The following is a 21,350-nucleotide window of genomic DNA, read 5'->3' on the forward strand; positions in this document are numbered from 1 at the left end:
CAAATCTTTAGGTAAATCATATATTTGGCGCATGAATAAAAAATGGTATATAATTGGTTTTGTTGTAATTCTGGCTTTTTTAAGCGGAGTTGTAACTCAACAACATATATCTAAGCCTAATCAGGAAATAGTATTGTACTTTACAAACAATACTATAAATTACGATGAGGTAGAAGACGCTATTTCAGGTATAAAAAGTCAGTTGGAAGCAGTAGGTGTTTCTAATATTAAAGTTACCAGGTTTGATAATGATGGGTTTAATATTACTTATCACAGTATTTCTAAAGTTTCAGACATAGAGCAAATTTTATTGAATTCTGGTAAGATTTCTCTTAATGAAGAACATTCTTCACGAGTACCTACAGAAGAGTCTAAGACTTCGTTTAATTTTGATGTATATGAAATTGAAACAGTTTCTGATAATGATTTGAATATTCGAGGTATTGGTACTTCATCATCTTCTAAGGGAGATTATAAGCAAAATTTAGAAACCAATTCTTTTGCTAACAAAGTATCGAGTACTTTCGCCTATCATAAACAAAATGAAACAACAACCTACAAGTTCTATAACCAAAATAGATTTGTATTTAGTTGTAACTCTCATAAAATTCCAGAGGTTAGGGCTGGACCTTATATTTTAGGATAATACATTAATTTAGACTAAGTATTTCCTGTCACTTCAAGATTTAAAGTCAATTATTGAGTTCGAAATTTTTAATTGCACAAATAATACATGCTTTTTGTATATGATCGGAAAGCTTTTTTTAATAAACAATATAAACCCAAATATTAATTGTCAAATTACGAGTAAAAATTATATTTGCTCCTTCTGAAAATCAGGAATAGTTTGACCAAAAAACAATTTAATAATGCAAAACAAAGGATTAGTAAAATTATTTGCACTTTTATTTGGTTTGGTAAGTATTTATCAGTTATCATTTACTTTTAAAGCCAACCAAATTGAAAGCAATGCAAAGGAAGCAGCAATAAGTAAGATTGCTGAAACAGAAGTTGAATACGATGCTAAAAGAAGTTTAGAAGAAACAAGGTATTTAGATTCGCTAAATAACTTAGAAGTATTTAACATTGGTGTTGCACAATATACTTATACCGAGGTTAAAGAAAAAGCAATGAACCTTGGTTTAGACCTTAAAGGAGGTATAAGTGTTATTCTTCAAATTCAAGTTGACGACATCTTAAAAGGACTTGCAAACAAGAGTAAAGATCCTGTATTTAATAAAGCATTAAATGATGCTGAAGAACTACAAAAAAATAGCCAGAATACTTATTTAGAAGACTTCTTTGTGGCGTTTGATGCAATTAAAGGCGATACTAAATTAGCATCTCCAGATATTTTTGCAAACCGTGATTTAAGTGACGAAATCACGTTTAACATGACAGACGATGAAGTGAAACCTATATTAAGAAACAAGGTTGATGAATCTATTGTATCAGCATTTGAGGTATTACGTAAACGTATCGACCAATTTGGTGTAACACAACCAAACATTCAACGTTTAGGAAATTCTGGACGTATTTTGGTAGAATTACCAGGAGTTAAAGATAAAGAACGTGCTACTGAGTTAATTACAACGACAGCACAATTAGAATTCTGGGATGTTTATAAAGCTGAAGAATTGGGAGGATTTTTAAATCAAGCAAACGAAGTCTTAAAAGATTTAGTTGATGCGAAGCCCCAAACAGATGAAGTTGAATCGCAAGATGAAGAAGAAAGTACAATTGATGATTTATTAGGAGAAACTTCTACAGATTCTACAGAAGTTGCAACCTTAGGGCCATTATTTGATTTAATTAGAGCACCAGGTCAAACAGGTTTGCCTGTATTAGCTATGTTTGAAGCTAAAGACAAAGAAACAGTATTAGAATATTTAAATAAAAGAGAAGTTAGAGCATTATTGCCTGTTGAACAACGTTATGCAGAGTTTGTTTGGGGAATACAGCCTAAAAATAGTGAGTTTGTAGAGCTTTATGCTTTAAAAGGAAATAGAGAAAATGCACCTGAATTAAGTGGAGCTGTTGTTGTAGATGCTCGTCAATCTTATTCACCAACAGGTCAGCCTACTGTAAGCATGCAAATGAATGCGAGTGGATCTAAGACTTGGGAAGAAATGACAGGAAGAGCGTTTAACCAAAGAAGCCAGATAGCTATTGTTTTAGATAACATTGTGTATTCTGCTCCTGGAGTTACGACAGGACCAATTTCTGGTGGAAACTCTGAAATTTCAGGGTCATTTACTTTAAATGAAGCGATCGATTTAGCAAATGTTTTAAGAGCAGGTAAACTACCAGCTTCAGCTGAGATTGTTCAAGCTGAAACTGTAGGGCCATCATTAGGTCAAGAAGCTATTGATAGTGGAATGAAATCGTTTATGATTGCTTTAGCATTAGTGTTAATCTGGATGATTTTCTATTATGGTAAGTCAGGTATCTTTTCAGATATTGCGTTATTACTAAATATTGTTTTAGTGTTTGGTATTTTAGCTGGTCTAGGAGCTGTATTAACGCTTCCAGGAATTGCGGGTATCGTATTAACTATAGGTATTGCAGTAGATGCAAACGTACTTATTTACGAGCGTGTAAGAGAAGAACTTGTTAAAGGTAAGGGGCAAAAAGAAGCTATTAAAGATGGATTTAGTAATGCTTTATCATCAATTTTAGATGCCAACATTACAACAGGTTTAACAGCATTAATCTTATTTGTATTTGGTACGGGACCTATTAAAGGCTTTGCTACTACATTATTAATAGGTATTGTTACGTCTTTATTTACAGCCATATTTATTACTAGATTATTAATTGATTGGTATGTAAATAAAGGAGGAAAATTAGATTTTTCTACAAAACTTACTAAAGGATTATTTAGAAACATTAATATTAATTTCTTAAAGAAACGTAAAATGTCATATGTTATTTCTGGGGTTATTATTATTGCTGGCTTAGCATCCTTATTCACTACAGGATTAGATGAAGGTATTGATTTTGTTGGAGGAAGAACCTATACGGTTCGTTTTGCACAAGATGTAAATACTGAAGAAGTAAAAGATGCTGTGGTTGCTACATTTGGTAGTGCAGAGGTGAAAACTATTGGAAGTGCTAATCAATTAAAAATTTCTACAAAATATAAAATTAACGAAAACTCAACAGAAGTTGATGCAGAAGTAAAAAGTAAATTATACGAGTCATTAGTGTCTTTCTTACCTGATGGACTTAATTATAACGATTTTGCTGATAGTGATAATAATGTTGGTATTATGTATTCTGGGAAAGTTAGTCCAACCATTGCTGATGATATCAAAAAATCATCTATTTGGGCTATTCTAGGCTCGTTAATAGTAGTATTCTTATATATCTTGTTACGTTTCAAAAAATGGCAATTCTCTTTAGGAGCAGTAGCTGCTGTATTCCATGACGTGTTAATTGTACTAGGAATTTATTCTATTACTTGGCGTTTTATGCCATTTAGTATGGAAATTGACCAAGCGTTTATTGCCGCCATCTTAACAGTAATAGGGTATTCGTTAAATGATACTGTGGTAGTGTTTGATAGAATTAGAGAATTCTTAAATGAGCATACAAGCTGGGATTTTGAAAAAACTGTTAATACGTCATTAAATAGTACATTGAGTAGAACGTTAAATACCTCTTTAACTACCTTAGTCGTATTATTAGCAATGTTTGTTTTTGGGGCTGAGTCTTTAAGGGACTTATTATTTGCTTTAATGGTTGGTGTTATTGTTGGTACTTATTCATCGGTATTTATTGCAACTCCAGTGATGTTTGACACTATAAAAAAAGAAAATAAAGAGAAGAAATAATTTCTTTTAGTATTATATAATATAACTAAAAAGCCTTTTGTAATAGAAAGGCTTTTTAGTTTATATGAGTTAGATTTTAATCTAATTTCAAAAAGGTCATTTTATCACCAACTTGAATATTTAATTTTTGTGATAAACCACCATTAATTTCAAGGACATATTGAGCAGGAGAGCCAGAAGGTAATGAAGATTCATCTAGTGGTTTTGCATTTTCCTGAATACTTACAATAGTTTTATTGTTATCTAGGTAAATAATATCTAAGGGGATTAATGTGTTTTTCATGTAAAAAGCTCGCATTTGCATATCTGGAAAAATAAATAGCATTGCGTTGCTATCTTTCATCGATTTACGATTCATTAAACCAGTTTGAGTTTCATATTCATTATCTGCAATTTCAATATCAAACATTGCAATTACCGAATCGTTTTCGGCTTTAATTAAACTTAATTCACCTTCTTTTTTAAAGGTCACTTTGGTAGGTGTAATTATTTTTTTGTCTTCTTTACATGAGACGATTAGTAATAATAAGGAGCTTAATGCTAATACAATTAAGGATTTAGTTAACTTATTTAACTTCATGCTTTATTTACTTTAGGTTTATATAAAAACATAAAATATAGCCCAATTAGTATAAAAGGAATACTTAATAGTTGACCGTTATTTAGTACATTTCCAAAGAAAGCTGCTAAATCTTCGCCGCTTTGTGGTTCTTTAAAATATTCAACGATAATACGTACCGTCCAAAGCATTACTAGGAATAAGCCAAAAAGAAAGCCTGTTTGGTTGCTTTTTTTCGTTTTCCAGTAGAATATCCATAAAGTTAGAAATACAAATATATATCCAAAAGCTTCATAAAGCTGTCCTGGGTGTCTAGCGACATTGTCTAATTTTTTAAACACAATGGCCCAAGGAAGGGTTTCATCAGCAGGTTTTCCAATCATTTCAGAATTAAAAAAATTTCCAACTCTTACAAAAATAGCTCCTAACGCAACAGGAACAACTACACGGTCTAATATCCAGATAACAGACTTTTTAAGTATTTTTTTATTATACAAGTACATGGATATAATCATACCAATTGCAGCACCATGACTTGCTAAGCCACGAAACCCAGTAAACTCAAATCCTCCAGCAAATTTAAACGGTAAAAAGATACTTAAAGGATCTTCAAAAATAAGTTCAGATTGATAGAATACCACATGACCAACACGTGCACCAATCATAATCCCTAATACAGAATAGATGAAAAGGGAGTCTAATTTCTCTTCAGTTTGGTTTTCGTGTTTGTAGATTTTTTTCATGATGTACCAGCCTAAAATAAAGGCTGCCATCCACATTAAACTATAATAATGTATTTTAAAATCACCAAATATATTTATACCTTCTGAGGCAGGATCCCAGACAATCTGTAGTGCGTGCATATATTAATCAAAGTTTGATAGGTAAATATATGCAAATGAAATGAAATATTTAATGCGTAATAAAGTGTAGATATTATTTTTTTATCAACTTTCTCAGGAACAGGGTCGTAACCGCTTCCTTCCCAAGGCTACAGAGCGAAAGAGAAAATGTACGGTGTACATTTTAGTGAATATGCGAGCTGGTGCGTGGGCAATTTTTAATTGTCATCCTTTTCAGGAACAGGGTCATAACCGCTTCCTCCCCAAGGATGACAACTAAAAATTCTTTTAATGGCTAATTTACCTCCATAAAACAATCCATGTTTTTTTAAGGCTTCAACTGTGTAATGCGAGCAAGTAGGTTGATATCTACAAGTGGCTGGGGTTAAAGGGGATATTACAGTTTGATAGATTCTAACTAAAAAAACAAACGGCACAATGAGGATTTTTTTTAGCATGATTAATTAGTCGAAAACGTTGTTCCGTCTTTACCATCTTTTAATTGAATACCTATTGCTGCTAATTCATCTCTAATTTTATCTGATAAAGCAAAATCTTTATTAGCTCTAGCTTCAGCTCTCATGTTTATAAGAAGTTGAACGGTGTCTGATAATTTATCGGAACCACTATCATTGTTTTCAGTAATATTGAGTAACCCAAGAACATCAAATACAAAAACATGTAATGTATTGGTTAAAGTATTAAAATCTTCTTGAGAAATAGTAGCTTTTCCATCTTTTATCTGATTAATAAATTTTATTGCGCTAAAAAGCTCAGCTATTAAAATAGGTGTGTTAAAATCATCGTTCATAGCATCATAACATTGCTGTTTCCATGATGCAACATCAAAATCGGTTGTACTGTTGTTTGATACTTTTAAATTTGGAAGTGAATTTATAGCTTCCATAAGCTTTCTGTAGGCTTTTTCAGCTGCTAACAATCCATCATCAGTTAAGTCAAGAATACTTCTGTAAGAGGATTGCATCATAAAAAAACGAATTGCACTTGGGCTGTATGCTTTACTTAAAATGTCATTATCTCCAGAAAGTAATTCACCAGGGTTAATTGAGTTTCCTGTACTTTTAGCCATTTTTTGTCCATTCATTTTTAGCATATTGGCATGCATCCAAACATTTACTGGACTTTGGTTGTTGCAAGCTTCTGCTTGAGCAATTTCACATTCGTGGTGAGGGAATTTTAAATCCATACCACCTCCATGAATATCAAATTGTTCGCCTAAATATTTAGTACTCATGGCTGTACATTCAAGATGCCAACCTGGGAAACCATCACTCCAAGGTGAAGGCCAACGCATTATGTGTTGTGGTTCTGCTTTTTTCCAGAGAGCAAAGTCTTGCGGATTTTTTTTGTCAGATTGTCCATCAAGTGCTCTACTGTTATGTACTAAGTCTTCAAGATTACGACCACTTAATTTACCGTATTCATGACTTTCGTTAAACTTATGTACATCAAAATATACTGACCCATTAACTTCATACGCAAAACCTTTATCAAGAATTTCTTTTATAATCTCAATTTGCTCAATAATATGTCCTGTAGCTGTGGGTTCAATACTTGGAGGTAGAAAATTAAATTTGTTTAGAATATTATGAAAATCGATGGTGTACATTTGTACTACTTCCATTGGTTCTATTTGTTCTAAACGTGCTTTTTTTGCAATTTTATCTTCACCAGAATCTGCATCATCAGTAAGGTGACCTGCATCAGTAATATTTCTAACATAGCGAACTTTATATCCTAAATGCTTTAAATAGCGGAATATCATATCAAACGACATAAAGGTTCGTACATTTCCTAAATGCACGTTGCTATATACCGTTGGGCCACATACATACATGCCTACGTGTCCTTCGTTTATGGGGTTGAAAACTTCTTTTTTACTCGTTAATGAGTTATAAATTTTTAATTCTTGATTTTTATAAAGCTGCATGTTGATTAGATAGGATTTGGTTGATCTTGAGCGATATTAAAACTGAGTGTCTAACTTAATATAATCTAGAAATTCTCTTTTGGTTTCTTTCTCTTTAAACTTACCCCCAAATTCACTTGTAACAGTGCTACTCTCAGTGTCTCTTATTCCTCTTGAGTTTACACATAAATGTTTTGCGTCTATAACACAGGCTACATCTTTAGTATTTAATACTTTTTGAAGTTCTTCAACTATTTGAATGGTTAAACGCTCCTGTACTTGTGGTCGCTTAGCAAAATAATCTACAATTCTATTCATTTTAGATAAACCAACAACGGTTCCGTTAGAAATATAGGCAACATGAGCTTTACCAACTATAGGTAATAGATGATGCTCACAAGTTGAATAGACAGTAATGTTTTTTTCAACAAGCATTTCGCCGTATTTGTACTTATTTTCAAATGTAGATGCATTAGGCTTTTTTTGGGGATCTAAACCACCAAAAATTTCTGAAACAAACATTTTTGCCACACGATTTGGTGTTCCTTGAAGGCTATCATCTGTAAGGTCAAGACCAAGGGTTTCCATAATGTGTCTAACATCATCTTTGATGATATCAATTTTTTCTTCTTTCGTTAATTTAAAAGCATCAGCTCTTAAAGGTGTGTTTGAAGAGGTTCCAACATGATTATCTCCTAATGAATCAAAATCTTCAATTTCTCTTTCTATTTTCATAATTACTGTTATCTAAAACAAATTAAACAGGGCACAAAGGTAAGCATTTCCTAAATTTTAACTATTGAATTAACAAAGTATTAATTCTGGACGAAATATGTAATAATTTCGACGGTTAGAACGTTTTATTTATCAAATATTGCTTACTTTTTCATCATCTATTAAAATTGACGAGTAAATGCGTAAAACATTACTTTTTTTCTACATTTTATTTATATCTAGTTTAACTTTAACCGTTAATGCACAGTCAGGGTCTAAAACCATAGTTTTTAATGAGAATATAAAAACACCTCTAAATGGAGCTGAGAAAGACATGCTAACTGAAGTTTACGGAGAGCATTTGAAAATGAATATTTTAGATAACCCACAGCGTTTAAAAAGTATTAAGAATATTCTTAGAAATAGAGTTAAAATAGTAGATTTATCTAGTTTTAAAAAAGATTATAAGTTGTTATCGCAAGTGCCATTATTTAATAAATACAACAGCTCTTTAAAAAGAGAGTTATTTGATAAGGCCACATTTAACCCGCTTAAATACAGTTTTGATTTTTATGCAAAACAAACCCAAGTATTTAGGGTAGATAACACAAATTATTATATTATAATTAAGTCCCAACACCAAAATTAAGTTTCCCTCATGATGAAAAAGTTACTTTTTCTATGTTCTATTTTTTGTTCATTATCAGTATTTGCTCAAGTAGTGGACATGACAGATGGTATTACTACAGTTACATGTTCAGGAACTTTTTACGATTCTGGAGGTAGTACAGGTAACTACGCAAATAACGAAACTATTACGCATACAATTTGCCCAGATGTAGTAGGATCACAGGCACAATTAAATTTTGCATCTTTTAATTTAGAAGCAAATGCCGATTTTATGACCATTTACAATGGTCCTGATACAACTTTTGATGTCATAGGAACATTTAGTGCAACAAGCCCTGGATTAGTAACTGCTGCTATAGCATCTACAATGCCTAATCCAAGTGGTTGTTTAACTATAGAATTTGTTAGTGATGCTATCAATACAAGCGCAGGTTGGGAAGCAGAAATATCATGTTTTCAGCCCTGTCAAACAATAACAGCAAGCATCGATGCTACAGTACCAGCTCCAGATCCAGATGGTATTGTAAGAATATGCCAGGGAGATCAAGTAACGTTTAATGGAAGCGGTGTGTTTTCTGTTAGTGGAGTAGGAGCATCATATGAATTATTTATAGGAGATGGAACATCATTCACAGGTGCTTTAATAAATGATACTTTTTCTACTAATTATGCATTTAACGATGAAGGTATTTTTGAAGTGAGCCTTGTTATAACAGATGTTAACCCGCAAGGTTGTACAAGTACAAATAAAGAATCTATGTTTGTATATGTGTCATCAACACCAGATTTTACCGGAACTGAAGCTGCTGATGATACTTTATGTTTAGGGGAATCTACAACTATTAGCGGTGTGGTAACACCAGTGACGCAAATAGCTGATTGTGCTAATGGTGGCGAAGAGACAGCGCTTGGAGATGTACAAGGAGTGACCTTTACATCAACCTTGGACTTAAATTGTTTTCAATCTCAAAATTTAACAGATGTTGCGCAATTAGAGAGTATTTGTATTGTTATGGAGCATACCTATATAGGTGATTTGGAGATCACAGCTATAAGCCCTAATGGGCAAAGAGTGTTGTTGTACGGTGAAGCAGGAGGAAGTCAAATAGGTTTGCAACTAGGAAACCCTATCGTAACAGATGGTACTGGACCAGGACAAGGATGGGAATATTGTTTTTCAATGTCTGGGGCAGTTATATTAGAAAATGGTCCACTGGTACAATCAGGTATGCCAACTACAGCTTTAACTGTAGATTCAGGGACCTATTTGCCAGTTGGAGATTTTAATAACTTTGTAGGAACGCCTATAGATGGACAGTGGACTTTAGAGATTATTGATCATATAGCTGTTGACGATGGCACTATTTTTAGTTGGTCTTTAAATTTTGATGAATCGTTGTTAGCATCAGATTATGCATTTACACCTTCTTATCCAACTCAGGGCTGGGATGCAGCCCCTCCTTCAATAACAAATACAGTTGGTAATACAATTACTGTTCAACCTACAACAGCTGGCACTCATTGCTATACTTATAGAGTTGTGGATGATTTTGGATGTGAATATACAGAACAAGTGTGTGTTGAGGTATTTCCAGAAGTTATAGTAGTACGACCTACACCTTTAATTGAATGTAGCGTATTTAATGGGGAGGCCCTTTTTAATCTTAGATCTAAGGATGATGAGATTAAAGGAGGTAATCCAAACTTAGTAGTTCAATATTTTGAATCCGATGGTGATGTAAACAATAATATCCCTATTGATCCAGCAACCGCATATATGAGTGAATCGAGACTTTTATTTATTAAAGTTACCGATATTAATACTGGCTGTATTGCTTTGACTGACATAACTTTGAATGTTTTGTCAAATTCTGATTTTACGTTAGATGATAGTTATGTGATTTGTGTAAATACCAATGGAACCGAAATTGTAGGATTACCATTAATAGACACAGGGTTATCTACTGTAAATTACTCTTTTGAATGGCGTTTAAACAATGCAATTATACCAGGAGCTATTAATTCAAGTTATTTAGCAGCTCAATCAGGGGATTATAGTGTTACAGTAACTAACACAACTACAAATTGCCAACGTATTGCCAATACAATAGTTTTTGAAAGCGAACCACCAGTTATAACCACAACGGTAACGTCTCAAGCATTTGCTAATAATCATATTATTGAGGTAGAGGCTTTAGGAAATGGAAATTATGAATATAGTTTGGACAACGGTCTATGGCAAGACGATAATATTTTTGAAAATGTATCTTTAGGAGAACATTTAATAACTGTTAGAGACAAAAACGGCTGTGGATTTGCCAGTGATACTGTAACAGTTATGGATTATCCAAAATTCTTTACACCTAATGGTGATGGTTATAACGATACTTGGAATATTACTGGAATTGATGCACAACTAAATGCACAAATATTTATTTTTGATAGGTATGGTAAACTTCTCAAGCAATTAAGTCCTAATGGTAATGGTTGGAATGGTACGTTTAAAGGTTATAATCTTCCAGCGGCAGATTATTGGTTTACAGTAAAATACATTGAGCCAAGTAGTGGTGCTGAAAAGGAATATAGTGCGCATTTTTCACTTAAGAGATAAAAAAACGCCATAAAATAATATCTATGGCGCCTTTAATTGTTAAAATAATTGTACTATAGATTCATGCTTAACGATAACGTAAAGTTTGAATTTTCTCTATTAATTCTCGCAGCATTTGTCAATCCAACACTATATAATTGATAATTGATGTCTCTTTTAGAATTTTCGTAGGCCAAATCTAATTTGGTGCCTCCAAAATTATAACCAATACCTAGTGAATAACCTTTTAAATCTCCATAGAAAGAAGTGTCATTGTAAGGACTTTGTTCTAATCTATAACCAGCTCTAAAGCTAAAATTATCTTCCCTTAATTCACCGCCAATTCTATAAGTATTAGCTGCTTTTAAGTTGTTTGAAATACTTGCGTTCTGTGAAGCAAAATACGTATCAGATTCAGGTTTAAATTTTGTGCTTCCATAATCTTTTCTTGAATAATCAAAGCTTATAAGTCCTTGTTTATTTAAAATTAGAGCAATACTACCTGTGATTTTTGCTGGTGTTTGCAGTTTGTAATCTGGATATACATTAATAACTTGAGGGTCTATAATGGCAGTTGTTGGTCCTCCATCATCTCTAACAGAAGCTACATATTGCGTAGTTTCTTCACTTATTGTGTACCATGTAGGAGAATCGTAAGAAAGACCTACTCTAACATCGTTAGAAAGTTTTGCAATGCCACCTAATTGAAAAGAAAATCCGTTACCAATGGTAGAAAGGTTATTTTCAAAATCAACTTCAGTAACCAACGATCCAACATTAGAGTTTTCTTCAAATAGGAAAGTAGAACGGTCGTAATTTATAAAATGTGAGTTGAGGTTTAAACCTAAATATATATTGTCATCATACTGAGCTGCGATATTTATGCTAAATTTTCCATTATATCCAGCTGCTGCATAAGAATATTCTTGATTAAAACTTCCTGGAGCAATATTAGAAAAGTAAAGTGTGTTATCGTCATCATCTGTATCTGGTTCTAATATATAGGCTTCATAACCTAAAAAAGCTTGTTGATTTGCAAAACCATAAGTAGCTCCTAAATCACTGTATGCTTCAGAAATGGTTTCTCCAGGCAAAGCAACTATTTCATCTAATCTAATACCTTGGGCATTTGCTAAAAAGTAGCTATCAATAGATGTAGAGCTTGTTCCAGAAGCAAAAAAGTCATCATCAAAACTGTTTGTCTTTTCATAAGCAAATCCTAAAACAAATTTTCTCCAAGGATTATTATTGTTTCGATTATTAAATACAAAAGCAGCACCTGCTTGATTAAAATCGAAATCGGATGTTGAATTAGTGTTCGCGCCATTAAAATAAGTCGTTGCATTTTCACCATTATAGCTTGAAACTGATAGTGAAGTGTGGCTAAAATTAAAAATAGCTGAACCAGCAGGGTTTAAACTTACAGCAGACATATCGCCTCCTAAAGCGCCAAACGCACCGCTCATGGCTTTAAATCTCGCAGTTCCTTCAATATTATCAGACGAATATCGAACAGCATCCGAAATGTCTTGAGCGTAAATAGCAGACATAGGTAGTACACCTATGAATAGTAATAATAACTTTTTCATACTAATATTTTTCTTTTTCAATCTTTATTAATTATTTCTTCTAGATGAATTGCTTCTTCCACTACTTCTTGTGGAACTCCTATTAGAGGATCTAGTGCTACTGCTAACATTATTAGATCTTCTAGTGCTGTTATTAGATGATCTTGAAGTAGAAGACCTGCTAGATCTAGTTGTTGCTGACCTTGATCTTGTACTTGAGCTATTTCCAACACGAGAACTTCTTGTAGGTCTTGATTGTGAATTGACTCTAGATCTACTTGATCTTGTTGTGTTTACTCTAGAACTACTACTTCTAGTAGCATTATTTCTTAAGTTTGTGGCTCTGCTGTTTATAGAGCTACGTCTATTTGTAATGGCACTACGTCTAGTAATACCGCTAACATTATTGTTTGAATAAACGGAGCCTCTTCTGCTAGCATTGTATGCGTAAGTTCTTCTGCTTCTATTTCCGTAATAATAATTGTTGTAGCCATATGGGTAACCATAGTAGTAAGGATAGCCATAGTAACCGTAATAAGAGTGCCAGTAAGGTCTGTTCCAGCCTACATAAAATGGTGAGTACCAATAATCATAATAACTAAAGCCAAAATCCCAATTGTTGTACCAACCTCCGTAGTTAGAATACCAAAAAGAACTATATAAAGGAGCTCTGTTGTAGATATTTACAGTTATATTGTCACTGTAACCCCAACCAGCGTAATTTTCTTGATATTCTAAGGAGTCGTTTTCAACATTGTATGAACCTTGATAAGCATCAATATCTGTGAAGATTATATCGTCATTCATATTGTCTAACTCAGCTGCTTTTTCCTTGAAGTAGTTTTTATAATAAGCTGAATTATCGGTATTTGTTTCAACTTTATTGTCTTGGTATTCAACTGTATGTTCAACATGTTGTTCGGGTTCGCCATAAATACCATCTGCATCATAACTTGCATATTGGTAAGATCCACAGGAAGTTAGTCCAACTAATAAGCTAAATGCTCCAATTATGGGTAATTTCGAATTTAAGTAGTTATATAATTTCATATCTCTTTAAATTAAATTGTTGAACATAACAAAAATAGTTAGTTTTGTCGAACTATTTTTTTATTTAACATAGTCACAATTTTTGTGCCAAATTAAGATATATGAGTAAAAATCTCACGAATAGGAGTGAAGACTATTCAAAATGGTATAACGAATTGGTTGTAAAAGCCGATTTAGCTGAAAACTCGGCAGTTAGAGGATGTATGGTAATAAAGCCATATGGTTATGCAATTTGGGAAAAAATGCAAGCAGAATTAGATAGAATGTTCAAAGAAACAGGACATCAAAATGCTTATTTCCCACTTTTTGTGCCTAAAAGCTTGTTTGAAGCCGAAGAGAAAAATGCCGAAGGGTTTGCTAAAGAATGTGCAGTCGTTACACATTATAGATTGCAAAATGATCCTGATAATGAGGGTAAACTTAGAGTAGATCCAGAAGCAAAACTTGAAGAAGAACTAGTTGTAAGACCTACAAGTGAAGCTATTATTTGGAATACTTATAAAGGATGGATTCAATCATATAGAGATTTACCTATTTTAGTAAACCAATGGGCAAATGTGGTGCGTTGGGAAATGCGTACACGACTATTTTTAAGAACTGCGGAGTTTTTATGGCAAGAAGGTCATACAGCTCACGCAACTAAAGCAGAAGCTTGGGAAGAAACGAAATTAATAAACAACGTCTATGCTAATTTCGCTGAAAATTTCATGGCAATTCCAGTAATTCAGGGGTTAAAGACAGAGAGTGAGCGTTTTGCTGGAGCTGAAGAAACCATGTGTATTGAAGCATTAATGCAGGACGGAAAAGCTTTACAGGCTGGAACATCGCATTTTTTGGGGCAAAATTTTGCTAAAGCTTTTGATGTGAAATTCACCAACAAGGAAGGTAAACAAGATTACGTTTGGGCAACATCTTGGGGAGTTTCAACCCGTTTAGTGGGAGCTTTAATTATGACACATAGTGATGATAAAGGTTTGGTGCTGCCTCCGAGCTTAGCGCCTAACCAGGTGGTAATTGTTCCAATATATAGAAATGATGAGCAATTAGAAAAAATCACTCATGTTGCAAATACGATAATGTCAGACTTAAGAGGAAAAGGTGTTTCTGTTAAATTTGATAATAGAACTACTTTTAGACCAGGAGCTAAATTTGCTCAGCATGAATTACAAGGTGTGCCTTTAAGAATAGCCATTGGGCCTAAAGATTTAGAGAATGGTACTGTTGAATTGGCTAGAAGAGATACACTTACAAAAGAAATTGTATCGTTGGATACATTAACAGACACTGTAGAACAACTGATGACTGAAATTCAAGAAACTCTCTTTAAAAAAGCATTAGACTTTAGAGATGCTCATATTACTAAAGTAGATACTTTTGATGAGTTTAAAACTGTTTTAGAAAACAAAGCAGGATTTATTTTGGCACATTGGGATGGTACTTCAGAAACTGAAAATAAGATTAAAGAATTAACCAAAGCAACTATTAGATGTATTCCTATTGACAACACAGTAGAGGAAGGTAAATGTGTTTACTCAGGAAACCCATCAAAACAAAGAGTTTTATTTGCAAAAGCCTATTAAGTAATTTTTTTTTAAAAAAAATTAGTAAGTAGTTGCAACATTTAAAAATAGTTGTATTTTTGCATCCGCAATGGAAACATTGTATGTTATTTGAAAACAATTTAGAGTTAATTTAAACTCAAATTAAATGGCCCGTTCGTCTATCGGCTAGGACGCCAGGTTTTCATCCTGGTAAGAGGGGTTCGATTCCCCTACGGGCTACAACGATTTAAAAAAAAAGCAAAATGGCAAATCATAAGTCAGCGTTAAAAAGAATTAGAAGTAACGAAGCGAAACGCTTAAGAAATAAGTATCAGCATAAAACCACACGTAATGCTATTAAGAAGTTACGTGATATGGATAAGAAGAAGGATGCTGAGAAGTTGTTTCCTACAGTAGTATCTATGATTGATAGATTAGCAAAAAGAAATATTATTCATAATAATAAAGCTGCTAATTTAAAATCTGGATTAGCTAAGCATGTAGCTTCTTTATAGAAAAAAAAACTATTAGATATATATTAAAAAAGCTTCTCAATTTGAGAAGCTTTTTTATTTTCAAAAAATAATAAATAAGCCTTAGTTTAAAACTAAGGCTTATTGTATTAATAATAAAGACTAAATTATTAATCTCTAACTATTCATAGAAATTAAAAATTCTTCATTGTTTCTTGTTTGCTTAAAACGATCGTTTATAAACTCCATTGCTTCAACAGGGTTCATATCTGCAAGGTATTTACGCATTACCCACATTCTTTGAATGGTGTTGTCGTCTAGTAGTAAATCGTCTCTACGCGTGCTTGAAGATGTTAAGTCAATTGCTGGGAAAATACGTCTATTAGATATTTTTCTATCTAATTGTAATTCCATGTTACCAGTTCCTTTAAATTCTTCAAAAATCACTTCGTCCATTTTAGATCCAGTTTCAGTTAAGGCTGTAGCAATAATGGTAAGTGAGCCTCCATTTTCAATATTACGAGCAGCACCAAAGAAACGTTTTGGTTTGTGTAGTGCATTAGCATCAACACCACCACTTAATATTTTTCCAGAAGCAGGTTGTACTGTATTGTAAGCTCTTGCTAAACGTGTAATAGAATCTAATAGAACAACAACATCATAACCACATTCCACTAATCTTTTAGCTTTTTCTAGTACAATATTTGCAATTTTAACGTGCTCATTAGCTTCTTTATCAAAAGTAGAGGCTATTACTTCACCTCTTACATTACGTTGCATGTCTGTTACTTCTTCAGGTCTTTCATCAATTAATAAAATCATTTGATAAACTTCTGGGTGGTTTGCAGCAATGGCATTGGCTACATCTTTAAGCAACATGGTTTTACCAGTTTTAGGTTGAGATACAATCATACCACGTTGTCCTTTTCCAATTGGTGAGAACAAATCCATTATTCTAGTAGAAATAGTACTTTGTTTTTCAGCTATGTTAAATTTTTCTTGTGGAAAAAGTGGTGTAAGATGCTCAAAAGATACGCGATCTCTTACAACTTGAGGATCGAGTCCATTAATTTTATTGACCTTGATTAAAGGGAAGTATTTTTCGCCTTCTTTTGGAGGTCTAACATTTCCTAAAACGGTATCTCCTTTTTTTAAACCGAATAAACGTATTTGCGATTGCGATACATAAATATCATCTGGAGATGATAAATAATTATAGTCTGATGAACGTAAGAAACCATATCCATCTTGCATTACATCTAATACGCCTTCACTTTCAATAATAGCATCAAATTCAAAATCAGGTTCGCGATAACGATTACGGTTGTCTTTGTTTCCGTTATTTCCTTGATTTTGGCTAGGTTTATTTTGTTGGTGCCCTTTGTTCTGATTTCTATTTTGATTCTTATTTTGATCTTTTAAATCTCTTTGAGGACGGTTTTGGTGTCCTCTTTTTTGAGATTCTTTATTTGATGAATCAGTTTTTTTAGGAGCTTCTTCTTTTTTAGTAGTGTCTTCCTTTTTTTGATTGTCTTTAGGGTTATCTGATTTTTTATCAGAAAAATCCATTTGTTTTTGAGAGTTGTCGTTTTTACGTTGCACGCGCTCTCTTTTTTTTCTTTGAGGTTTTTGCTGCTCTTTGTCACCTTTTGGTTGTGTTGGAGCAGGAATAGGGTTTGCAGCTTGATGATCTAAAATTTGATATACTAAATCAAGTTTTTTTAATGAACGATACTTAGAGATGTTCAAAGTCTTAGCTATTTCCTGTAACTCAGGAAGCTTTTTTTCTTTTAATTGTGAAATTTCAAACATTGTTGAATTAAATAAATTGTTTTTTTAGAAATTAAATTGTTCCAGGGTTTTCGTTAAGAAATCGAGGGAAAAATTTGTATGAATTTTTTGAAGATTTAATATTGTGCAGTACAGTATGTTGCGCAATTATATTGCAATTATACAACTTTATTTTTAATAATTTGTATTTGTTTTAAAAAGAAACTACTATTTTTGTGCTTCAATTTTTGAAAATAATGCTTCAACGAATTCAAACGATATATCTTTTAATTGCTGCTGGAATTTCGGTGGGATTGATTTTTGTGTTTGATTTGTGGACAACTAACAATGATGTATCATTTTTTGCAAAAGATGATATGCTATACTTAGGTTTGTTTTGTGGTTCGGCCTTGTTATCTTTAATTGCCATATTTATGTTTAAAAATAGGAAGTCTCAATTTGTTATGGGGCGACTTAACATCATATTAAACTTTATTTTACTAGGATTATTTGTGTATCGATCACTAAATTTATCTGGAGAAGCTATGGTTTCTGAGAAAGGTATTGGGATTCTTCTACCAATTTTTTCTATCGTATTTTTGGTTTTAGCCAATAAAGCCATTAAAAAGGATGAAGAGCTTGTAAAATCTGTAGATCGGTTAAGATAAACCTATCATCTTAGTAGTATTAGTGCGTGAATCCAGACAAGTTAAACATTGTCTGGATTCTTTTTTTTACCGCTTATATTCTATCACTTCTAGGTTTTGAATTTTTTTGTTGTCGATTTCAAATCGCAACATGGTTCTTACGTTATGAAAACCGTGTTTGCCTATAGCGCCTGGATTCATATGTAATAAATTTAATTTTTTATCAGGTATCACTTTTAAAATATGCGAGTGGCCACAAATGAATAAGTCTGGAGTGTTAGAAGTTATTTCATCTTTTATTCTAGGACAGTATCTTTTTGGATAACCTCCAATGTGCGTTATCCATACATCTAAGCCCTCACAATTAAACCTATTGTTTTCTGGAAATTCAGTTCTAAGGTCATGACTGTCAATGTTGCCATATACAGCACGTAAGGGTTTTAGCTTTTTTATGGCATCAGTAACCTTTAAATCACCAATATCACCAGCATGCCAAACTTCATCAACATTTATAACGTGTTTTAATATGTCATCTCCAATATAACTATGCGTATCTGAGAGTAAAAGAATTTTCTTCATGTATAGGTATTGATTATTGGCTTATTTCATTATAAAATGTTAATCATAAAACTTAAGTCACAAATCTAACTATCTTTGTTTCTTGTTAACAAAAGTATCAAAATAGATTGAGGTATTTTATAGAACTTTCTTATAACGGAAAAGCTTACCATGGTTGGCAAAATCAACCCAATGCTGTGTCAGTTCAAGAGGTATTAGAAAAAGCATTATCAACTTTATTAAGAGAGCCTATTAATATTGTTGGAGCTGGACGAACAGATGCTGGAGTACATGCTAAACAAATGTTTGCGCATTTTGACACTAATAGTGGTTTTTCGCAAGAAAATTTTATGTATAAGCTGAATTCCTTTTTACCTAAAGACATTGCTATTCATACCATTTTCGAGGTTCCAAAAGAAGCTCATGCGCGATTTGATGCTTTAAGTAGAAGCTATATTTATAGAATCTCGTTGACTAAAAATGTATTTGATTATAATTATTCTTATAATTTTAACCTTCCTTTGGACATTGAAGCCATGAATGAAGCTTGTAAAGTGTTATTAGAATACGAAAACTTTAAATGCTTTTCGAGAAGTAATACAGATGTTAAAACATACAATTGCGATATTATGGAAGCAAAATGGGAAGAGAATAATAATACGCTTACTTTTTCTATTACAGCCAATAGGTTTTTACGAAATATGGTAAGAGCCATTGCAGGAACTATGATTGATGTTGGCTTAGGCAAAATTAACATAGCACAATTTCATGATATCATTAAATCAAAAGATAGAACTAAAGCAGGAGCATCAGTTCCAGGACATGCTTTATATTTAACTAATATTGAGTACCCAAATCATATTTTAAAAAACAAATGACAAAAAAGAAAGAAAACGTTTTTGATACTAAACTCTTTAAGAGGTTGTTGTTTTATATAAAACCTTATCGTTGGGTATTTGTATTGTCTTTACTAACGGTTATTGGATTAGCTGTTTTTGGTGCTTTACGACCAAAAGTGCTACAATTAGCCATAGATGAAAACATTACAAGTCAACAATTGGAAGGATTTTTACCTTATATCATAACTATGTTGGTACTTCTTATTTTGGAAGTATCGTGTAATTTACTGTTTATTTATTATGCAGGTTGGCTAGGGCAATCGGTGGTTAGAGATGTTCGTGTAAAGCTTTTTAAGCATATTTTAAACTTTAAAATGAAATATTACGATAACTCTTCAGTTGGTGTTTTAATTACTAGAGCAGTAACTGATATGGAGCGTATCGCCGATATTTTTGGACAAGGACTTTTTATGATTTTTAGCGATATTTTAAAAATGCTGTTTGTAGGTGTAATGATGGCTATGATGAATTGGCGTTTAAGTATTATTGTATTTTGTACGTTACCATTTGTGTTAATTGCTACCAAAATTTTTCAGAAGTATATGAAAAAGGCCTTTGAAGAAGTGCGTAACGAAGTATCTAATTTAAACTCGTTTGTACAAGAACGTGTCACTGGAATGAAAATTTTGCAATTATTTGCACGCGAAGATATTGAATATAAAAACTTTAAGCTTATAAATGAGCGACATAAAAAAGGCTGGTTAAAAACAGTTTGGTATAACTCTATTTTCTTTCCAATAGCCGAATTATTGTCATCTCTCACATTAGGTTTAGTGGTTTGGTTTGGTGGCTTAAATGTGGTGCTGCAACAAACAACATCTTTGGGAGATTTAACTGCGTTTATTATGATGATTCCTATGATGTTTCGTCCTTTAAACCAAATAGCAAATAAGTTTAACACCCTACAAATGGGAATGGTGGCGGCCGACAGAGTTTTTAAAGTATTGGATACAACCTCTAATATTGACGATTCAGGAGACATTGTTGTCTCACATTTTAAAGGAGATATTGCGTTTAAAGAGGTACACTTCTCTTATGTTGAAAACGAAGAAGTCCTCAAAGGTATTTCATTTGATGTAAAAGCAGGAGATATGGTGGCAATAGTTGGAGCTACTGGTGCTGGAAAATCAACAATCATTAATTTGCTAAATCGTTTTTATAAAATTAATTCTGGAGATATTTTAATTGATGGGACTAACATAAAGAATGTAACCTTAAATTCTCTAAGAAAGCAAGTAGCTGTTGTATTGCAAGATGTATTCTTATTTGCTAATACTATATTAAGTAATATTACTCTTAATGACCCAAGTATTACTGAAAAAGATGTTGTACAAGCTGCTAAACAAATCGGGATCCACGATTTTATTATGAGTTTGCCAAATGGGTATCATTACAATGTAAAGGAACGTGGTGTGATGCTGTCTTCTGGTCAACGACAATTAATTTCTTTTTTAAGAGCATATGTTGCTAATCCGAGTATTTTAATTTTAGATGAAGCTACATCGTCTGTCGATTCGTATTCCGAACAATTAATGCAAGAAGCGACCGATAAAGTTACTGAAGGCAGAACCTCTATTGTAATTGCTCACCGTTTAGCAACCGTTAAAAAAGCAAATAATATTATTGTATTAGATGCAGGTGAAATTGTAGAACAAGGCACGCATGATGAACTTTTGAAAAAGCAAGATGGTTATTACCGCAACTTATACGAAGTGCAGTTTTTGCAAGAGGAAGTGGCCTAAA

At 32.7% G+C, this 21,350-nt stretch carries 18 protein-coding genes and 1 tRNA gene; 10 read left to right on the top strand and 9 right to left on the bottom strand.

The features are described 5' to 3' along the window. The first annotated feature begins 31 nt into the window (after positions 1 to 31). The gene (locus tag E5167_RS04680) at positions 32 to 646 is read left to right on the top strand and encodes a hypothetical protein (protein ID WP_136841532.1); all 615 of its coding nucleotides are present in this window, start codon (positions 32 to 34) and stop codon (positions 644 to 646) included. A gap of 223 nt (positions 647 to 869) precedes the next feature. Beyond that, positions 870 to 3,836 (top strand): protein translocase subunit SecDF, encoded by a 2,967-nt coding sequence (gene secDF, locus E5167_RS04685; protein ID WP_136841534.1) that lies wholly within the window; start codon positions 870 to 872, stop codon positions 3,834 to 3,836. A gap of 76 nt (positions 3,837 to 3,912) precedes the next feature. On the opposite strand, the gene E5167_RS04690 is transcribed toward secDF, so the two are convergent. From E5167_RS04690 to folE, 5 genes are all read right to left on the bottom strand, one after another. Continuing rightward, positions 3,913 to 4,416, bottom strand: coding sequence for a DUF192 domain-containing protein (locus E5167_RS04690; RefSeq protein ID WP_136841536.1), 504 nt, complete (start codon positions 4,414 to 4,416; stop codon positions 3,913 to 3,915). After that, positions 4,413 to 5,258 (bottom strand): prolipoprotein diacylglyceryl transferase, encoded by an 846-nt coding sequence (lgt, locus tag E5167_RS04695; protein WP_136841538.1) that lies wholly within the window; start codon positions 5,256 to 5,258, stop codon positions 4,413 to 4,415. Before lgt ends, E5167_RS04690 begins: the two co-directional genes overlap by 4 nt. A 197-nt stretch (positions 5,259 to 5,455) precedes the next feature. Next, a complete protein-coding gene (gene yidD / locus E5167_RS04700; protein WP_136841540.1) occupies positions 5,456 to 5,695 on the bottom strand; it encodes a membrane protein insertion efficiency factor YidD in 240 nt (79 codons plus the stop codon). A gap of 2 nt (positions 5,696 to 5,697) precedes the next feature. Continuing rightward, entirely contained in the window at positions 5,698 to 7,188 is a 1,491-nt protein-coding gene (cysS, locus tag E5167_RS04705) for a cysteine--tRNA ligase (protein ID WP_136841543.1), read from the bottom strand. Positions 7,189 to 7,224: 36 nt separating this feature from the next. After that, a complete protein-coding gene (gene folE, locus E5167_RS04710) occupies positions 7,225 to 7,902 on the bottom strand; it encodes a GTP cyclohydrolase I FolE (protein WP_136841545.1) in 678 nt (225 codons plus the stop codon). A gap of 178 nt (positions 7,903 to 8,080) precedes the next feature. Here folE and E5167_RS04715 point away from each other — a divergent pair, with 178 nt between their 5' ends. Together E5167_RS04715 and E5167_RS15520 are read left to right on the top strand one after the other, a co-directional pair. After that, entirely contained in the window at positions 8,081 to 8,530 is a 450-nt protein-coding gene (locus E5167_RS04715; RefSeq protein ID WP_136841546.1) for a hypothetical protein, read from the top strand. A gap of 12 nt (positions 8,531 to 8,542) precedes the next feature. Further along, positions 8,543 to 11,122, top strand: coding sequence for a T9SS type B sorting domain-containing protein (locus E5167_RS15520; RefSeq protein WP_239021942.1), 2,580 nt, complete (start codon positions 8,543 to 8,545; stop codon positions 11,120 to 11,122). Positions 11,123 to 11,175: 53 nt separating this feature from the next. Here the strand turns inward: E5167_RS15520 and E5167_RS04725 are convergent, their stop codons facing one another. Then, positions 11,176 to 12,690, bottom strand: coding sequence for an OmpP1/FadL family transporter (locus tag E5167_RS04725; RefSeq protein WP_136841548.1), 1,515 nt, complete (start codon positions 12,688 to 12,690; stop codon positions 11,176 to 11,178). Between the two features lie 27 nt (positions 12,691 to 12,717). Beyond that, positions 12,718 to 13,719 (bottom strand): hypothetical protein, encoded by a 1,002-nt coding sequence (locus E5167_RS04730; protein WP_136841550.1) that lies wholly within the window; start codon positions 13,717 to 13,719, stop codon positions 12,718 to 12,720. Positions 13,720 to 13,820: 101 nt separating this feature from the next. On the opposite strand from E5167_RS04730, the gene proS reads away from it, so the two are divergent. The 3 genes from proS (at position 13,821) to rpsT (ending at position 15,775) form a co-directional block, all read left to right on the top strand. Then, entirely contained in the window at positions 13,821 to 15,299 is a 1,479-nt protein-coding gene (gene proS / locus E5167_RS04735; protein WP_136841552.1) for a proline--tRNA ligase, read from the top strand. Between the two features lie 129 nt (positions 15,300 to 15,428). Beyond that, positions 15,429 to 15,500, top strand: a tRNA-Glu gene (locus E5167_RS04740). Between the two features lie 23 nt (positions 15,501 to 15,523). Further along, complete coding sequence (gene rpsT, locus E5167_RS04745) at positions 15,524 to 15,775, top strand: 30S ribosomal protein S20 (RefSeq protein WP_136841554.1); 252 nt, start codon at positions 15,524 to 15,526, stop codon at positions 15,773 to 15,775. Positions 15,776 to 15,910: 135 nt separating this feature from the next. Here the strand turns inward: rpsT and rho are convergent, their stop codons facing one another. Beyond that, a complete protein-coding gene (gene rho / locus E5167_RS04750; RefSeq protein WP_136841556.1) occupies positions 15,911 to 17,545 on the bottom strand; it encodes a transcription termination factor Rho in 1,635 nt (544 codons plus the stop codon). Between the two features lie 215 nt (positions 17,546 to 17,760). Here rho and E5167_RS04755 point away from each other — a divergent pair, with 215 nt between their 5' ends. Beyond that, positions 17,761 to 18,171 (top strand): DUF4293 domain-containing protein, encoded by a 411-nt coding sequence (locus tag E5167_RS04755; protein WP_136841558.1) that lies wholly within the window; start codon positions 17,761 to 17,763, stop codon positions 18,169 to 18,171. Between the two features lie 66 nt (positions 18,172 to 18,237). Here E5167_RS04755 and E5167_RS04760 read toward each other — a convergent pair whose 3' ends face one another. Then, positions 18,238 to 18,729 carry a metallophosphoesterase family protein gene (locus tag E5167_RS04760; RefSeq protein ID WP_136841560.1) on the bottom strand — a complete coding sequence of 164 codons (492 nt, stop codon included), beginning with the start codon at positions 18,727 to 18,729 and terminating at the stop codon, positions 18,238 to 18,240. A 107-nt stretch (positions 18,730 to 18,836) separates the two neighbouring features. On the opposite strand from E5167_RS04760, the gene truA reads away from it, so the two are divergent. Further along, a complete protein-coding gene (truA, locus tag E5167_RS04765) occupies positions 18,837 to 19,586 on the top strand; it encodes a tRNA pseudouridine(38-40) synthase TruA (RefSeq protein WP_136841562.1) in 750 nt (249 codons plus the stop codon). Next, the gene (locus tag E5167_RS04770) at positions 19,583 to 21,349 is read left to right on the top strand and encodes an ABC transporter ATP-binding protein (protein ID WP_136841563.1); all 1,767 of its coding nucleotides are present in this window, start codon (positions 19,583 to 19,585) and stop codon (positions 21,347 to 21,349) included. The genes truA and E5167_RS04770 overlap by 4 nt, the downstream gene beginning before the upstream one ends. The last annotated feature ends 1 nt before the right edge of the window (position 21,350 follow it).

The organism is Pontimicrobium aquaticum (genome assembly GCF_005047595.1).
Lineage (GTDB): Bacteria > Bacteroidota > Bacteroidia > Flavobacteriales > Flavobacteriaceae > Pontimicrobium > Pontimicrobium aquaticum.

Coding starts and splice junctions, on each gene's coding strand:
- E5167_RS04680 (WP_136841532.1), top strand. CDS start 32: ATGAATAAAAAATGGTATATAATTGGTTTTGTTGTAATTCTGGCTTTT.
- secDF (WP_136841534.1), top strand. CDS start 870: ATGCAAAACAAAGGATTAGTAAAATTATTTGCACTTTTATTTGGTTTG.
- E5167_RS04690 (WP_136841536.1), bottom strand. CDS start 4,416: ATGAAGTTAAATAAGTTAACTAAATCCTTAATTGTATTAGCATTAAGC.
- lgt (WP_136841538.1), bottom strand. CDS start 5,258: ATGCACGCACTACAGATTGTCTGGGATCCTGCCTCAGAAGGTATAAAT.
- yidD (WP_136841540.1), bottom strand. CDS start 5,695: ATGCTAAAAAAAATCCTCATTGTGCCGTTTGTTTTTTTAGTTAGAATC.
- cysS (WP_136841543.1), bottom strand. CDS start 7,188: ATGCAGCTTTATAAAAATCAAGAATTAAAAATTTATAACTCATTAACG.
- folE (WP_136841545.1), bottom strand. CDS start 7,902: ATGAAAATAGAAAGAGAAATTGAAGATTTTGATTCATTAGGAGATAAT.
- E5167_RS04715 (WP_136841546.1), top strand. CDS start 8,081: ATGCGTAAAACATTACTTTTTTTCTACATTTTATTTATATCTAGTTTA.
- E5167_RS15520 (WP_239021942.1), top strand. CDS start 8,543: ATGAAAAAGTTACTTTTTCTATGTTCTATTTTTTGTTCATTATCAGTA.
- E5167_RS04725 (WP_136841548.1), bottom strand. CDS start 12,690: ATGAAAAAGTTATTATTACTATTCATAGGTGTACTACCTATGTCTGCT.
- E5167_RS04730 (WP_136841550.1), bottom strand. CDS start 13,719: ATGAAATTATATAACTACTTAAATTCGAAATTACCCATAATTGGAGCA.
- proS (WP_136841552.1), top strand. CDS start 13,821: ATGAGTAAAAATCTCACGAATAGGAGTGAAGACTATTCAAAATGGTAT.
- rpsT (WP_136841554.1), top strand. CDS start 15,524: ATGGCAAATCATAAGTCAGCGTTAAAAAGAATTAGAAGTAACGAAGCG.
- rho (WP_136841556.1), bottom strand. CDS start 17,545: ATGTTTGAAATTTCACAATTAAAAGAAAAAAAGCTTCCTGAGTTACAG.
- E5167_RS04755 (WP_136841558.1), top strand. CDS start 17,761: ATGCTTCAACGAATTCAAACGATATATCTTTTAATTGCTGCTGGAATT.
- E5167_RS04760 (WP_136841560.1), bottom strand. CDS start 18,729: ATGAAGAAAATTCTTTTACTCTCAGATACGCATAGTTATATTGGAGAT.
- E5167_RS04770 (WP_136841563.1), top strand. CDS start 19,583: ATGACAAAAAAGAAAGAAAACGTTTTTGATACTAAACTCTTTAAGAGG.